A 15,292-nucleotide genomic window follows, 5' to 3' on the forward strand; every position below is an offset into this window, starting at 1 on the left:
GCCCGCGAGGGAGGACAAGAGTGTGCCGAGTGCTGCCAGAACAATCGAACAGCAGATCCGGGCGAGCTTCGCCGACCTGACCCGCGCCGAGCGCCAGCTCGCGAACCATATAACCCGGCACTATCCGGTGGTCGCGCTCGGTTCCATCACCGCACTTGCCAAGGGGGCGGAGGTTTCCACGCCAACGGTGGTCCGGCTCGTGCAGAAGCTCGGCTACAAGGGCTATCCCGATTTCCAGGCCGTCGTCCGCGCCGAGGTGGAGGAGCGGTTGATCTCGCCCATCGCCAAGCACGATCGCTGGGCGGGCGGGGTGCCGGACACCCATATCCTCAATCGCTTCGCCGATGCGGTGGTGGGCAACCTGCAGGCCACGCTCGGACAGATCGACCACGCGGAGTTCGACGCCATCGCGCAACTCATGGCGGACAAGGGCCGCAAGATCTACGCCATGGGCGGACGGATCACCCATGCGATGGCCGACTACTTCGTCACCCACATGAAGATCATCCGCCGCGACGTGTCGCTGATCTCCGACATGTCCAACGCCTGGCCGCCGGCGATCATCGACATGGCGCCGGGGGACGTCCTGCTTGCCTTCGACATCCGCCGCTACGAGAACAACGTGCTCAGCCTCGTGGAGATCGCGGCCGAGCAGGGGGCTGAGGTCGTCCTCATCACCGACCAGTGGGTCTCTCCGGCCGCCGAGCGCGCGCGCTACCGGCTGTCGGCGCATATCGAGGCTCCTTCGGCCTGGGACTCCACGGTCGCCATCCAGGTGTTGGTCGAGACGCTCCTGGCCGCGGTCCAGACGCTCATCTGGGACGAGACGCAGGCGCGCATGAAGCGGCTCGAAGACCTATATGCGCGCGCCCGCTTCTTCCGCCGTTCGCGCTGATCAAGCGGTGATGGGCGGCGGGCGGTGGCGCATCCCGGTAAGGGCATTGAGCGCTATGGCTACAAGCAGGATCGCCCCGCCGACGAAGGTCGCGGCGCTCGCCCCCTCGCCGAGGAAGAGCCAGACCCAAACGGGGGCGAGCATCACCTCTACCAGCGAGAGGATGCCGATTTCCGCGGCCGGCACGGCCCGGCTGCCGGCGGTATAGCTGGCCATACCGCCGCCGAGAATCAGTGCGCCCATGAGGAGAGCGATGGCGACTGCCCGGGGCGGCAGTGCGAAATCCTCGCCGCTGAGCGCGATCACAATGGCGGACACGGCGACCGACAGCACCCCGCCGATCAGCACGGCGGGCAACATGTCGCCCAGCCGGCCCCAGCGCAACGTCACGGTGAAGGCTGCGAACCCGGCCGCAGAGAGAAGTGCCGCCACGTTGCCAATTCCCGCGCCAAGGGCGAGCCCCTCGCGCACCATGACGAAGATTCCGATGCCCGCGACCGCGATCGCCGCCCAGGTGGCGGACCGGACCGGTTCGCCGAGAAGCAGCCAGGCCATGACTGCTGTCATCAGGGGAGCCGCGGCGAAGAGGAAGACGGCATTCGCCACCGGCGCCGACTGGATCGCGAAGATGGCGCCGGCGAAGGCGAAGACGAGGCCGGTGCCGCCGATGGCACCTGCCCAGCCGGTTGCTCGGACCAGTGTCAGAGGTTTCCCGCCAGACCGGCGCAATATCACGAAAAAGAGCACGGGCACGAGCCCGAACGAGCGCCAGAACAGCACCTGCCATGTGCCCGCGTCGCCCATCAGGCGGATCGCAAGCCCCATGAGCGACCAGAGCGCCGCCGCCGCGACGACGAGCGCCACGCCCCGCCGGTATCCGGTTCCGCCTGCCATCCTGCCTCTCCTCGGGCCTCAGGTTGGCGACGGGAAGGGATGCCGGCTTGCCCGGCAGCGACCTCGGCCACCGACGTTTGCGACCAGGCCTCAGGCCGGGCGCAGCCAGTCGGGAGCGAACGTCACGTCGCCGCAGCCGGCGAAGCGCGACAGGCGCTGAAGCTCGGTCTCAAGCCGCGCCAGCCGGCCGGCGCCCATCGCCACGCCGCGTTCCGGCCAGAAGGCGCGGACGGCGAGCCTGCCTTCGGCGCGGATAGCCCTGGCGTCGATCCGGCCGATGATGCGGTCGCGCTCCATCACCGGGAAGACGTAGTAGCCATACTGGCGCTTCGGCTCGGGCACGAAGATCTCGATCCGGTAGAAGAAGCCGAAGAGCCGCTCGGCCCGCCCCCGGTCGCGAAGCGCCGGGTCGAAGGGCGACAGGATGCGGACCCGGGTCTGCGGCTGCGCGACCGCCGCGGCGGCGTCGCGCGCGTCGGGGCGGGCGAAGCATTTCCGCAACGTTCCGTTGGCCCCCTCGATGGCGATCTCGACGATCTCGCCGCGCTTCAGCGCCCCTGCGCACCAGGCCTTCGCCTCTTCCGGCTTCACCGTCGCCCAGAAGGCCGCGAGTTCGCCCGAGGTGGCGAAGCCGAGCCGGTCGAGTGCTGCGTTGCAGGCCCAGTCGATGGTCTCCCGCTCCGAGGGCGCCGGCTCCGCGCATTCCGCCGGATGGACGCGCTCGGTCAGGTCGAACTGCTTGGCAAAGTTCGTCCGGTGGCAGACCGAGACCTCTCCCGTGTGCCAGAGATATTCGAGAGCCGTCTTCGAGGGGTGCCAGTTCCACCAGCCGCCCCCGGCCCGTACCTCGTCCGCGCCCACATCGCCGGTGCCAACGGGGCCGGTGGCGTGGACATGGGACAGCACGTCCCCGATCCGGTCGTGGAAGTCCGCGCCCTGCCAGCCGGTCCAGCGCTCCTTGATACGGTCCGCGTCGCGCGTGAACCTGAGCTTCCACCAGCGGAAGAACTCCGTCGGGATCACCGAGGCGTCATGCGTCCAGTGCTCGAAAAGCGCCCGGTCGCGCTCGAGAAGCCGGGCGAGGTTCTCCGGGCGATAGGACTGGCGCCGCGACCAGAGGATCATGTGGTGGGCACGTTCGACTGTATTGACGCTGTCCACCTGCACGAAGCCGAGCCGGCGGATCAGCGCGAGAAGGTCCGCACCCTTCGCCGGGCCGGAGGGCGGTTCGATCAGCGCGTGGCGGTCAAGAAAGAGCCGCCGCGCCGGTTCGTTGCCAAGGATCGGAAGCGTCATGCGCGACCCGGATCATCCGCCCCAGGTTCGCGACAGGAGCGCAAGCCAGTTCTCGTGCGCGAGCTTCCTCAGCAGCGGTTCGTCATAGCCATGCACCCTGAGCGCGCCGACGAGGCGCGGCAGTCCGGCCACGTCGCCGATGTCGGCCGGAAGGGTCGCGCCGTCGAAATCGGAACCGAGGCCGACGCGATCCTCGCCGAGCGCGCCGATGAGGTGGTCCATGTGTCTCAGCACCGGATCCCATCCGTCGAAGGGCGACTTCCGCCCGTCCTCGCGCAGGAAGACGGTGGCGAAGTTGAGCCCGACCATGCCGTCGCTTTCGGCGATCATGGCGAGCTGCCGGTCGGTCAGGTTGCGGGTGGAGGGCGTGATGGCATGGGCGTTGGAGTGGGTGGCAACGAGCGGCGCGTCGGAAATCGCGGCGACATCGTTGAACCCCGCCTCGTTCAGGTGGCTGAGGTCGATCATCACCCCGAGCCCGTTGCATTCGCGGACGAGTCGCTTGCCGGCCTCGGTCAGGCCCGGCCCGGTGTCCGGGTGGCCGGGAAAGCGGAAGGGGACGCCATGACCGAAGACCGTGGGCCGCGACCAGACCGGCCCGAGCGAGCGCAGGCCCGCCGCGTGCCAGAGATGCAGCGCGTCGAGATCCTCGCCGATGGGCTCTGCGCCTTCGAAGTGCAGGATCGCCGCGATCTTTCCCGCCGCCATCGCCGCCCGGATCTCGGCGACCGAGCGGCAGATCGCGAGCGTTCCGGTGCGCTCCATCCACATCAGATGGCCGATCATCGCGGCGGCCACGGGCTGCGCCGCCTCGGCGCCGATGAGGTCGGGCAGCGGCAGGTCGTAGGGCGGCGCGTCCATGATCGCCTCGTAGTCGGGCGCGTCATGGGCGGTGGGCGAGGGGATGTAGACCGCGAAGAAGCCGCCGGCGAAGCCGCCCGCCTTCATGCGCGGCAGGTCGAGATGGCCCTTGCCCTCGCCCTTGAGCCAGATGGTCTCGCGGTTCTCGGGGTCGCGCAGAAGGCGCAGCAGGAAATCGTTGTGGCCGTCGAAGACAGGGATCATGGCGCCTCAGGCTGGAGTGTAGCCCTCGGAAGCCGAGAGCAGTTTCTTGGTATAATCGGTCTCGGCCCGGTGGGCGGAGAGCGCGGCGCGCGTCAGTTCCTCCACCGCCGCCCCATGCTGCATCACGATCAGCCGGTCGCACATGTGGGCAACGACGGCAAGGTCGTGGCTGACCATGACGTAGGTGAGCCCGTGTTCCGCCCGAAGCCGGTCGAGGAGGTTCAAGACCTCGGCCTGAATCGAGGCGTCGAGGGCGGAGGTCGGCTCGTCGAGCAGCAGCACCTCCGGTTCAAGGATCAGCGCCCGGGCGACCGCGACGCGCTGGCGCTGGCCACCGGAGAGCTGGTGGGGGTAGCGGAAGCGGAAGTCGGGCCCGAGGCCGACGTCCCTGAGCGCGCCCTCGATCCGCTCCTCGCGCCGGTCGAAGCCGTGGATCGCGAGCGGTTCGGACAGCACCCGGTCCACCGTGTGGCGGGGGTGAAGTGAGGCATAGGGGTCCTGGAAGACCATCTGTACCGCGCGGAAGAATGCGGCGGGCCGGGGGTCGGGCAGCGGCTGACCCTTCAGCCGGATTGTCCCCGCCGAGGTCGGCGCAAGGCCGCAGATGGCCCGCAGCACCGTCGACTTGCCCGATCCGGATTCGCCGACGATGCCGAAACTTTCGCCGCGCGCCACGCCGAAGCTGACGCCGCGCACGGCGCGCACCGTGTCGCCGCCCCGCCGGAAGGTGACGTCGAGCGCCTCGACCGACAGCATCACCTCGCCCATGCCGCATCCCTTTCCAGAGTCGGTAGCGGACGCACCCCGCCCTCGATCTTCGGCAGGCAGTTCATGAGGCCGCGCGTGTAGGGGTGCTGCGCCTTGCCGAGGTCGGCGGCCTTCAGTTCCTCCACCACGCGGCCGGCATACATGACAAGCACGCGGTCGCAGAAGGAGGAGACGAGCCGGAGGTCGTGGCTGATGAAGATGAGTCCCATGCCGCGTTCGCGCACGAGCCGGTCGAGAATGCGCAGCACCTCCACCTGAACCGTCACGTCGAGCGCCGAGGTGGGTTCGTCGGCGATCAGCAGGTCGGGTTCGGTCACCAGCATCATGGCGATCATCGCCCGCTGGCCCATGCCGCCCGAAAGCTCGTGCGGATAGGCGCGGAAGACCCGTTCGGGGTCGCGGATCTGCACGGCTTCCAGCATGGCGAGCGCGCGCGCCCTCGCCTCGGCACGGGTTTCGCCGGCGCCGAACTTCAGCGCCTCCAGCAGTTGCTTGCCGATGGTCATCACGGGGTTTAGGGAAAACTTCGGGTCCTGCATCACCATCGACATCCGCGCGCCGCGCAGGCGCCGCCAGGTGGCGGCGGAGGCGGTGCGGAGGTCGATGCCGTCGAAGTCGAGCACCTTCGCGGTGGCGCGCCCCGGCGGCGGGGTGAGGCCGAGGATGGCTCTGCCGGTCTGGCTCTTGCCCGAGCCGCTTTCGCCGACGATGCCGAGCCGCTCTCGGCCGAGCGTGAAGCTGACGCCGCGCACGACCTCGGAGGGGCCCTGGCGGGTCGGGAACGTGATGCGCAGGTCTTCGACCGTCAGGAGCGGCCTCATGGGCGGGAGCCTCCGGCGGAGCTGTCTGGGGCAAGATGAAAGCTCATTTGCGCGCCTTCGGATCGAGCACGTCGCGCAGGCCGTCGCCGAGGAGGTTGAAGCCGAGCGAGACGATGAAGATGGCGATGCCCGGCATGGTGGCGACCCACCACTGGTCGATGAGGAAACGTCGCCCGGCCGCGATCATGGCGCCCCATTCCGGCTGTGGCGGCTGCGCCCCGAGGCCGAGGAAGCCGAGTCCCGCGGCGGTCAGGATGATGCCCGCCATGTCGAGCGTGACGCGGATGATCACGGAGGAGAGGCACAACGGCGTGACATGGCCCCAGAGGATGCGGGCGGAGGAGGCGCCCTGCAGGCGCGCAGCGTTGATGAAGTCGCTGTCGCGGATCGTCAGCGTCTCGGCCCGCGCGAGGCGGGCATAGGGCGGCCAACTGGTGATGGCGATGGCGATGATCGCGTTCTCGATGCCGGGGCCGAGGGCGGCCACGAAGGCGAGCGCGAGGATGAGCCGCGGGAAGGCGAGGAAGATGTCGGTGAGCCGCATCAGGACGGTGTCGATCCAGCCGCCGAAATAGCCGGCCGTGGTGCCGACGAGAAGGCCGATCGGCGTGGCGATCACGGCCACCAGGACCACGACCATGAGCGTGAGTCGCGAGCCATGGACGATGCGGCTGAAAATGTCGCGGGCGAGGTCGTCGGTGCCCAGAAGATGCCCCTCGGTCAGGGGCGGGAGGAAGCGTTCGGTCCGCAGGTCACCGCCCAGAAGCGGATCGTGGGGGGCGATGAGATTGGCGCCGAGTGCGACGAGAATGAGAAGGACGACGATCCCGAGACCGACCATGGCCAGCCAGTTGGAGCGGAACGCAAGCCAGGTGCGGAAGGCCTGGCCGAGCCGCGCCTGGCTGCGCGAGGCGGGCTGGTCGGAGAGGAGCCAGTCACGGCGGGTCATCGCGGTCATGCCTGCTTCCGTACGCGGGGGTCGAGAAGGGTATAGAGCAGGTCCGAAAGAAGGTTCAGCCCGACGAAGATCGCACCGATGAGCAACGTGCCGCCGAGCACCGCGTTCATGTCGGCGTTCTGGAGCGAGTTCGTGATGTACTGCCCGAGCCCCGGCCAGGCGAAGACGGTCTCCGTCAGGACCGAGCCTTCGAGGAGGTTGGCGTAGGAAAGTGCGACCACCGTCACCAGCGGCACAGCGGCGTTCCTGAGCGCATGGACCCAGATGATCCGCCACTCCGGCACGCCCTTCACCCGGGCGGTCGTCACGTATTCCTGGGCCAGTTCGTTCAGCATGAAGCTGCGCGTCATCCGGCTGATGTAGGCCATGGAGAAATAGCCGAGCAGCGCGGCGGGCAGGATTATGTGCGCAAAGACGTTGCGGAAGGCGTCCCACTGGCCCTGCATCGCGCTGTCGAGAAGGAGGAGCCCGGTCTTCGGCGTGATGGCGTATTCGTAGGCGATATCGATGCGCCCCGGCCCCGCGACCCAGTTGAGCCGCGCATAGAAGACCAGAAGGCCGAGGAGGCCGAGCCAGAAGATCGGCGCGGAATAGCCCACGAGCCCGAGGACGCGCACGACCTGATCGGCGAGCCGCCCCTGCCGCACGGCCGCCCAGACCCCCATCGGAATCCCGAGAACGGTGCCGATGAGGATGGCGACGGTCGCAAGCTCCAGGGTCGCGGGGAAGACGCGGGCGATGTCATCGATGATCGGCCGCTTCGTCAGGAAGCTCTCGCCGAAATCGCCGGTGAAGACCTTATGGAGATAGATCCAGAACTGTTCGTAAAGCGGCCGGTCCAACCCGAGCTCGACGAAGACGCGGTCGTAGACCGACTTCGGTGCGCGGTCGCCGATGACCGCGAGCACCGGGTCCACGGGGACGACCCGTCCGATCAGGAAGGTGACGACGAGAAGGCCGAGGAACGTCAGCGCGACCGTGGCAAGCAGCTTCGCCGCCTTCCACAGCAGACGCAGGAGGGCGCTTTCGCGCCCCCCGTCGGTGGTCGCATCGCTCATGCGATCACTTCGTCACATGGGCGTAGCTGTTGTCGTTGAACGACGGGCCGACGACGAAGCCGTTCACGTTCGACCGCATCGCGGAGACCTCGATCTCCTGGAACATGATCACGAAGGGCGACGTTTCCTGATGCTCGCGCTGGATCTCGCGGTACATCTCGGCGCGTTTCTCTGCGTCGGCCTCGAGCACGGCGGCGTCGGCCTTCTTCGTCATCTCGGGGATGTCCCAGGCGTTGCGCCAGGCCAGCGGCTTCGAGGCCGCATCGTCCGAGTTGTCGGGGTTGCGCGCGAAGGTGTCGGCATTGGTGTGCGGGTCCTGGTAGTCCGGTCCCCAGCGGCCGATGTAGATGTCGTGGTTGCGCGCGCGGTACTTCGTCAGCGTCTGCTGGCCGTCGCCCGGGATCAGCTCCATCTTGATGCCCGCCTCGCCCATGGTCTGCTGGATCGCCTGGGCGATCCCGGTGATCTCGGGCGTGTTGCGCGTGTCCATCGTGACGGAGAATCCGTCGGGCAGGCCGGCCGCCGCCAGAAGCTCCTTCGCCTTGGCGACATCGAGCGAGAAGGGCGTGTCCTCGAGCGCGCCGAGGAAGCCCTTGGGCAGGAATGCCTGGTGAACGGTTACCTTGCCCTTCATGATCGTGTCGGCGATGGCCTGGTAATCCACGAGATACTTCATCGCCTGACGCACTTCCGGCTTGGCGAGATTCTCGTTCTTCTGGTTGAGTCCGAGGTAGTAGATCGAGCCCTTGGGGCCTTCCATGATCTTCAGGTCAGGGTTCGCGCGCACCGCGTCGATCTCTTCGGCGCCAAGCGAGCGGGCGATGTCGATGTCGCCCTGTTCGAGCAGGAGCCGCTGGGTCGCCCCTTCCGGGATGTGGCGGTAGATGACGCGGGCCATCGGCGGGGCGTCGCCCGAATAGTTCGGGTTGCGCTCCATCACCACGGTCTCGTTTGCCCGCCATTCGCGGATCGTGAACGGGCCGGAGCCGGCGTAGTTGGTCTTCAGCCATTCATAGCCGAAGTCGCCGTTCGCCTCGTGCTCCATCACGAGCTTCTTGTCGACGATGAAGCCGACTGTCGCCGTCAGGCAATAGAGGACGAGCGTCGGCGCGTAGGGCTTGTCCATCTTGAACTGGACGGTGTCCTCGCCCGTCTGCACGACCATGTGGTCCACGTTATCGGCGTTCAGCCCGAACTGGGTCAGGATGAAGGCCGGCGACTTGTCGAGCTTCACCGCGCGGGTGAGCGAGAACACGACGTCCTCGGCCGTGATCGGGTTGCCGGAGGCGAAGGTGCGGCCGGGCCGGATCTTGAAGGTGATCGACATGCCATCTTCGGCGACTTCCCAGCTTTCGGCGATCTTGCCGTAGATCTTGGTCACGTCCATCGGGTCGTAGCCGATCAGCCCCTCATAGGAGTTGCCGGCGATTTCGGAGGCCGTGAACTCGAATATCTCGGCCGGGTCGAGCGAGATGATGTCGTCGATGGCCCAGGCCTGGATGAGCGTGTCGGGCGGGGTTTCCGCCTTGACGGCCGGCGCGCTGAAGAACGCGAAGGCCGCGACGGTGGCCGCGAGCAGTTTGCGACTGTGATGCATGGATGAACTCTCCGCTGTCGGTCGTTTGTTGTTGTCCCCGGATTCTCGAGCCGTACCGGCCGGCCGGGGCGTCGTGGATCGATTAACCTCTTGGTAAAAATCGAAGTCAAGCGCAAAGGCGGCAGGGCATGGCCTTGACCCTGCCGGCCCGAGCGGCGAGCCTGCGGCCGCAGCGACGGGGGAGGCGACATGAAACTGGTACGGTACGGGGCGCGGGGAGCGGAACGACCGGGGCTGCTCGACGCAGAGGGCGGGGTGCGGGACATTTCGGGCGTGGTTGCGGACATCGCCGGTCACGCTCTCCTGCCGGCGACTCTCGGCGAAATCGCGGGCCTGGAACCGGAATCGCTGCCGCTGGTGCCAGGAGTCCCGCAGGCCGGCCTGCGGCTCGGTCCCTGCGTCGGGGGCGTCGGCAAGTTCATCTGCATCGGACTCAACTACGCCGACCATGCAGCGGAGTCCGGGATGCAGGTGCCGCCGGAACCGGTGGTCTTCGGCAAGTGGACCTCGGCCATAACCGGTCCCGACGACGATGTGGAACTCCCGCGCGGATCGGTCAAGACCGATTGGGAAGTGGAACTGGGCGTGGTCATTGGCCGGGCCGGAAAATACATCGAAGAGGACGACGCGCTGTCCCACGTCGCCGGTTACTGCGTCGTCAACGACGTGTCGGAGCGCGAGTACCAGATCGAGCGGGCCGGCACCTGGGACAAGGGCAAGGGCTGCGACACGTTCGGACCGCTCGGTCCCTGGCTCGTCACGCCGGACGAGGTGGGTGACGCGGGCAACCTCGGGATGTGGCTCGACGTCAACGGCGAGCGGATGCAGACGGGATCAACGGCGACCATGGTCTACAAGGTGCCCTTCCTTGTCGCCTACGTCAGCCGCTTCATGTCGCTCCAGCCGGGGGACGTGATAGCCACCGGCACGCCGCCCGGCGTCGGCATGGGGCGGAAGCCGCCACGCTTTCTCAGGCCCGGCGATGTCATGAGGCTCTCGGTAGAGGGGTTAGGCGTGCAGACCCAGCGGGTGGTTGCCGGCTGAGGAGGCTCAGGCCGGCTCGGCCATGCGCCGGGTCCTTGGGATCGGGCCGGGGAAGTGGCAGGCCACGCCATGTTCGCCCGTCGAGAGCACCGGAACCTTTTCGGCGCAGACGGCCTCGGCCCGCGGGCAGCGGGTTCGGAAGACGCAGCCCGAAGGCGGGTGCATCGGCGAGGGAAGGTCGCCCTCGAGCGGGATGATGCGCTTCGCCCGCTCCGCCGCGGGGTCGGGGATCGGCACGGCCGAGAGCAGCGCCTGCGTGTAGGGGTGCTGCGGACCGGAGTAGAGCGCGCCGCTTTCCGCGATCTCCATCGTCCGGCCGAGGTAGAGCACCATCACCCTGTCCGATATGTGCTTCACGACGGATAGATCGTGGGCGATGAAGATCATCGCCAGTCCGAGGTCGCGCTGCAGCTCGGCCAGGAGGTTGATCACCTGAGCCTGGATCGAAACGTCGAGCGCCGAGACAGGCTCGTCGCAGATCAGGAGCTTCGGCCGAACGATAAGCGCGCGAGCGATGCCGATCCGCTGGCACTGGCCGCCGGAGAACTCGTGCGGGTAGCGGTTGATCTGGTTGGGCAGGAGGCCGACGCGGTCCATCATCTCCTTCACGCGCGCCTTCGCCTCGGTATCGGAAAGGCCCTTGTGATGCGTGCGAAGCGGCTCGGCGATGATCTGGCCCACGGTCATGCGGGGGTTGAGGCTCGCCAGCGGGTCCTGGAAGACCATCTGGATGTCGGCCCGGTATTTCAGCATCTGCGCGCGGGACAGCGACAGAAGGTCGGTGCCGTCGGTCCAGACGGCGCGGCCCGTGGCGGGAACCATCTGCACCAAGGCCCGGGCGAGCGTGGACTTGCCGCAGCCCGACTCCCCCACGATGCCGAGGGTCTCGCCGGGCAGGAGCGCAAAGCTCACGCCCGAGACGGCATGAAGGAGGCGCGGCTGGGTCCAGGGCATGTCCCCCGCGCGCCTGAGTTCGAAGGTGACGCGCAGGTTCTCGACGGACAAGAGAGGCTTGGTCATGCCAGTTCCTCCACCGAGCGGTTGCAGGCGCGCCAGCGCCCGGGCGCGAATTCCGTCAAGGGATCGAGGTGGTCGAGGCAATCCTCGCCCGCATGGGCGCAGCGCGGCGCGAAGGGGCAGCCCTTCGGCGCGCGGGTCATGTTGGGCGGGCTGCCGGGGATGGCCGAAAGCTCTTCGCCTTCCTGATCGACACGCGGGATCGCGCCGAGAAGGCCGCGCGTGTAGGGATGCGCGGGCGTGGCGAACAGGGGATCGGTCGGACTCTGCTCCATGATCTGGCCGCCGTAAAGCACGACGACGCGCTCGCAGAACCCCGCCACCACGCCGAGGTCGTGGGTGATGAGGATCGTCGCCATGCCGAAATCGCGCCTGAGGTCGCCGAGAAGTGTCATGATCTGCGCCTGCACGGTCACGTCGAGCGCCGTCGTCGGTTCGTCTGCGATCAGAAGCTCGGGCCGGCAGAGAAGCGACATTGCGATCATCACGCGTTGCCGCATCCCGCCCGAGAACTCGTGCGGGAAAAGTCGCACCCGGCCGGCCGCGTCGGGGATCTTCACGGCGTCCAGCATCCGCACGCATTCGGCCAGCGCCTGCGACTTCGACATGCCCTTGTGGTGGATGAGCACCTCGGCCATCTGGTCCGAGACGCGCATGTAGGGGTTGAGCGAGGTCATCGGGTCCTGGAAGACCATGGCGATCTTTGTCGCCCTGACCCGGTTGATGTCCGCGGGCGGCGCGTTCAGGATTTCCCGCCCGTCGAATGCCACCGACCCCGTCGCCCGGCCGTTCTTCGCCAGGAGGCCCATCACCGCGAAGGCGAGCTGGCTCTTGCCAGAGCCGGACTCGCCGACGATTCCGAGGGTCTCGCCCCGGTCGAGCGAAAGGTTGACGCCGTTCACGGCCGTGACCGTGCCGTCGGGCGTGTCGAACCGCACCGTGAGATCCCGGATATCCAGCATGGCCATCTCAGCGGTCCTTCGGGTCGAGCGCGTCGCGCAGCCCGTCGCCGACGAAGAAGAAGGAAAAGAGCGTGGCGATGAAGAAGGCCAGCGGCCAGAGGAGCTGCCAGGTCGTGCCGTAGTAGATCGTCCGCGCGCCTTCCGAGATGAGCGCGCCAAGCGAGGTAAGCGGTTCCTGCACGCCAAGCCCGAGGAAGGAGATGAAGCTTTCGATCAGGATCATCTCGGGCACCAGCAGCGTCGCATAGACCGCGACGATGCCGACGAGGTTCGGCACGACGTGGCGCAGGATGATAGTGAAGGTTGGCACGCCGGTGGCCTGCGCAGCCTCGACGTATTCCTTGTGCTTGAGGCTCAGCGTCTGGCCCCGGACGATCCGCGCCATGTTGAGCCAGGACATGAGCCCGATGCCGAAGAAGAGCATGAAGAGCGAACGGCCGAACATCACCAGAAGGAGAATGACAACGAACATGAACGGCACGGCGAGCAGGATGTCCACGATCCGCATCATGATCTGGTCGGTGCGTCCGCCGACGTAGCCCGAGACCGCGCCGTAGAGGGTGCCGACGACCACCGCGATGAGTGAGCCGACGATGCCAACCATGAGCGAGATCCGCGTCCCCTGGAGCGTGCGGGAATAGAGGTCGCGGCCGAGGTCGTCGGTGCCGAAGTAGTGGCCGTTGGCGATCGAGGGCTGGCCGAGCTGGGCGGCCTGGCCCATCACGGTGAAGTCGATCTCCTCGTTCGACCATTGCGCCAGCGCGTCCCCGAAGAGCGCCAGAGCCGTGATGAGGAGGAGCGTCACCATCCCCGCCACCGCTGCCTTGTTGCGGAAGAACCGTCGCCGCGCGTCGGCCCAGGGCGAGCGTCCCTTGACCTCTCCCTCGGCAAGACGGTCCATTGCCCTCACGTCGATCGCCATGGCCTAGTACCGGATCTTGGGGTCGATCCAGCCGTAGAGGACATCGACCACGAGGTTGAAGAGGATCGTCAGCGCACCGACGAGGATCGTGATGCCGAGCATCACCGCGTAGTCGCGGTTCAGCGCGCTGTCCACGAAGGCACGCCCGATGCCGCCGGTGGAGAAGAAGAAATCGACCACCACCGACCCTGTGATCATCGCCACGAAGGCCGGGCCGAGGTAGGACATCACCGGCAGGAGCGCCGGCTTCAGCGCATGGCGCAGGATCACCTGGCGTTCCGGCAGGCCCTTGGCGCGGGCGGTACGGATGTGGTTCGAGGTCAGGACTTCCAGCATGGAAGCGCGGGTAAGCCGCGCGATGGAGGCCATGTATGAGGTGGAAAGCGCGATCACCGGCATCACCATGTACTGCCACTGGCCGTCTTCCCAGCCGCCGCCGGGCAGCCAGCCGAGCCACCAGGTGAAGGTCAGGAGCAGCAGCGGCGCCATGACGAAGTTCGGCAGCACCTGCGCGCCGATCGAGATGCCGACGGCGAGGTAGTCGAGCCAGGAGTTGTGCCGGATCGCCGCCGCGACACCGAGCGTTATGCCGACGATGACCGCGACGACGAAGGAGACCGATCCGTAGGTCAGCGTGACGGGGAAGCCCTGCGCGATGATCTCGTTCACCGTGCGGTCCTTGTAGATGAACGAGGGTCCGAAGTCGAAATGGGCGACGATGCCCCAGACATAGGTGACAAGCTGGCGCCAGAGCGGCTGGTCGAGCCCGTACTTCGCCTCCAGGTTTGCCAGAACCTGCGGCGGCAGCGCGCGTTCCTGGGTGAAGGGCCCACCCGGGGCCGCGTGCATCAGCAGGAAGGAAATCACGATCAACAGAAGAAGCGTCGGCACGGCGACGGCCAGACGTTTGACGACGAAGGAAAACATCTGCGGTGACCCGAAAGGAGAGGGGGGGTGCGGCCTTCGTGGGCCGCACCCCGTGTCAAGCGTCAGTTGGCGACGCGGTACATGTCCTTCAGGTACCAGTTCTGCATCAGGTTGTTCAGCCCGAGCCCGCGCATGTCGGGCTTGATCATCTCGACCTTGGTGTACTGGTAGATCGGCGCCATCGGCATCTCCTCGGCGAGGATCTGCTCGGCCTCGGTATACATCGGGTTCGGATCGGCCGCCGTCTTCGACTGCTTCATCAGCTCGTCATAGCGCTCCGAGAAGAACTTGCCGTTGTTGTGGCCCGAGTACGAGGTGAAGAGGTCGAGGTAGGTCGAGGCTTCGTTGTAGTCGCCGCACCATGCATAGCGGGCGACCTCGAAGTCCTGGTTCTGCATCTTGTCGGTATGGACCTTCCATTCCATGTTGTTGAGCGTGAGGTCAACGCCGACGCCCTTCCAGAACTGCTGGACGGCGATGGCGATCTTCTTGTGCGCCTCCGACGTGTTGTAGTTCAGCGTGATCTTCAGCGGATTGTCCGGGCCGTAGCCCGCCTCGGCCAGAAGTTCCTTCGCCTTCGCGGTGCGCTCTTCCTGGGTCCACTTGGCGTAGTCGATCTCGGGCAGCTTGAAGCCTTCGGTCGCCGCGTGGGTCCAGTTGTAGGACGGCGCCTGGCCGCCTTGCAGGATGTTGTTGACGATGATGTCACGGTCGATTGCGTAGGAAAGAGCCTTCCTGACGCGCACGTCCTGCAGCGCCGCGGGCCCCTTCTCCTTGTCGACGTTGAACATGTAGATGTAGGAGCACGACTGCGGGACCGAGATCGCCTGGTCGGGATATTCCTGTTTCAGGCGCGGATACTGGCCTGCCGGAATCTGGGTGCGGTCAAGCTCTCCGGCGAGGTAGCGCGTCAGCGCCGCATTCTCGTCGTTGATCGTCAGCGCCGTGACCTTGGTCAGGATCGTGTGCTCGTTGTCCCAGTACGCCGGGTTCGGCTCCATCACGACCTTTTCGCCGAGGATGTGCTCCTTCAAGAGATAGGCGCCGTTGCCGACGAGGTTGCCGGGC

Annotated in this window: 15 protein-coding genes; 2 read left to right on the forward strand and 13 right to left on the reverse strand. The window is 67.0% G+C overall.

What is annotated here, in order from left to right; translation table 11 throughout:
* The first annotated feature begins 22 nt into the window (after positions 1-22).
* Positions 23-895: a MurR/RpiR family transcriptional regulator gene (locus ACMUOO_RS01375; protein WP_301919383.1), complete on the forward strand. Its 873-nt coding sequence runs from the start codon at positions 23-25 to the stop codon at positions 893-895.
* On the opposite strand, the gene ACMUOO_RS01380 is transcribed toward ACMUOO_RS01375, so the two are convergent.
* The 8 genes from ACMUOO_RS01380 to ACMUOO_RS01415 all read right to left on the reverse strand — a co-directional run bounded on the left by ACMUOO_RS01380 (position 896) and on the right by ACMUOO_RS01415 (position 9,352).
* A complete protein-coding gene (locus ACMUOO_RS01380; protein WP_301919382.1) occupies positions 896-1,789 on the reverse strand; it encodes a DMT family transporter in 894 nt (297 codons plus the stop codon).
* A gap of 90 nt (positions 1,790-1,879) precedes the next feature.
* The gene (locus ACMUOO_RS01385; protein WP_301919381.1) at positions 1,880-3,085 is read right to left on the reverse strand and encodes a winged helix-turn-helix domain-containing protein; all 1,206 of its coding nucleotides are present in this window, start codon (positions 3,083-3,085) and stop codon (positions 1,880-1,882) included.
* A 12-nt stretch (positions 3,086-3,097) separates the two neighbouring features.
* Positions 3,098-4,150 carry a dipeptidase gene (locus ACMUOO_RS01390; RefSeq protein ID WP_301919380.1) on the reverse strand — a complete coding sequence of 351 codons (1,053 nt, stop codon included), beginning with the start codon at positions 4,148-4,150 and terminating at the stop codon, positions 3,098-3,100.
* A 6-nt stretch (positions 4,151-4,156) separates the two neighbouring features.
* Positions 4,157-4,906 (reverse strand): ABC transporter ATP-binding protein, encoded by a 750-nt coding sequence (locus ACMUOO_RS01395; RefSeq protein WP_301919439.1) that lies wholly within the window; start codon positions 4,904-4,906, stop codon positions 4,157-4,159.
* Positions 4,906-5,739: an ABC transporter ATP-binding protein gene (locus ACMUOO_RS01400; protein WP_301919379.1), complete on the reverse strand. Its 834-nt coding sequence runs from the start codon at positions 5,737-5,739 to the stop codon at positions 4,906-4,908. Before ACMUOO_RS01400 ends, ACMUOO_RS01395 begins: the two co-directional genes overlap by 1 nt.
* A 43-nt stretch (positions 5,740-5,782) precedes the next feature.
* Positions 5,783-6,688 (reverse strand): ABC transporter permease, encoded by a 906-nt coding sequence (locus tag ACMUOO_RS01405; protein WP_301919438.1) that lies wholly within the window; start codon positions 6,686-6,688, stop codon positions 5,783-5,785.
* A gap of 5 nt (positions 6,689-6,693) precedes the next feature.
* Complete coding sequence (locus ACMUOO_RS01410) at positions 6,694-7,755, reverse strand: ABC transporter permease (protein WP_301919378.1); 1,062 nt, start codon at positions 7,753-7,755, stop codon at positions 6,694-6,696.
* Between the two features lie 4 nt (positions 7,756-7,759).
* The gene (locus ACMUOO_RS01415) at positions 7,760-9,352 is read right to left on the reverse strand and encodes an ABC transporter substrate-binding protein (protein WP_301919377.1); all 1,593 of its coding nucleotides are present in this window, start codon (positions 9,350-9,352) and stop codon (positions 7,760-7,762) included.
* Between the two features lie 189 nt (positions 9,353-9,541).
* Between ACMUOO_RS01415 and ACMUOO_RS01420 the strand changes: the two genes are divergently transcribed.
* Positions 9,542-10,396 (forward strand): fumarylacetoacetate hydrolase family protein, encoded by an 855-nt coding sequence (locus ACMUOO_RS01420; protein WP_301919376.1) that lies wholly within the window; start codon positions 9,542-9,544, stop codon positions 10,394-10,396.
* Between the two features lie 6 nt (positions 10,397-10,402).
* Here the strand turns inward: ACMUOO_RS01420 and ACMUOO_RS01425 are convergent, their stop codons facing one another.
* The 5 genes from ACMUOO_RS01425 to ACMUOO_RS01445 form a co-directional block, all read right to left on the reverse strand.
* Positions 10,403-11,416: an oligopeptide/dipeptide ABC transporter ATP-binding protein gene (locus ACMUOO_RS01425; RefSeq protein ID WP_301919375.1), complete on the reverse strand. Its 1,014-nt coding sequence runs from the start codon at positions 11,414-11,416 to the stop codon at positions 10,403-10,405.
* Positions 11,413-12,381, reverse strand: coding sequence for an oligopeptide/dipeptide ABC transporter ATP-binding protein (locus ACMUOO_RS01430; protein ID WP_301919374.1), 969 nt, complete (start codon positions 12,379-12,381; stop codon positions 11,413-11,415). The genes ACMUOO_RS01425 and ACMUOO_RS01430 overlap by 4 nt, the downstream gene beginning before the upstream one ends.
* Position 12,382: 1 nt before the next feature.
* Positions 12,383-13,297, reverse strand: coding sequence for an ABC transporter permease subunit (locus ACMUOO_RS01435; protein WP_301919373.1), 915 nt, complete (start codon positions 13,295-13,297; stop codon positions 12,383-12,385).
* Positions 13,298-13,300: 3 nt separating this feature from the next.
* Entirely contained in the window at positions 13,301-14,224 is a 924-nt protein-coding gene (gene oppB, locus ACMUOO_RS01440) for an oligopeptide ABC transporter permease OppB (RefSeq protein ID WP_301919372.1), read from the reverse strand.
* Between the two features lie 62 nt (positions 14,225-14,286).
* Positions 14,287-15,292: peptide ABC transporter substrate-binding protein (locus tag ACMUOO_RS01445; protein WP_413854764.1), on the reverse strand; the 1,006-nt coding region annotated here is incomplete at its 5' end.

Origin of the sequence: Albidovulum sp. (genome assembly GCF_041919395.1) — a bacterium.
Taxonomy (GTDB): Bacteria; Pseudomonadota; Alphaproteobacteria; order Rhodobacterales; family Rhodobacteraceae; genus Albidovulum.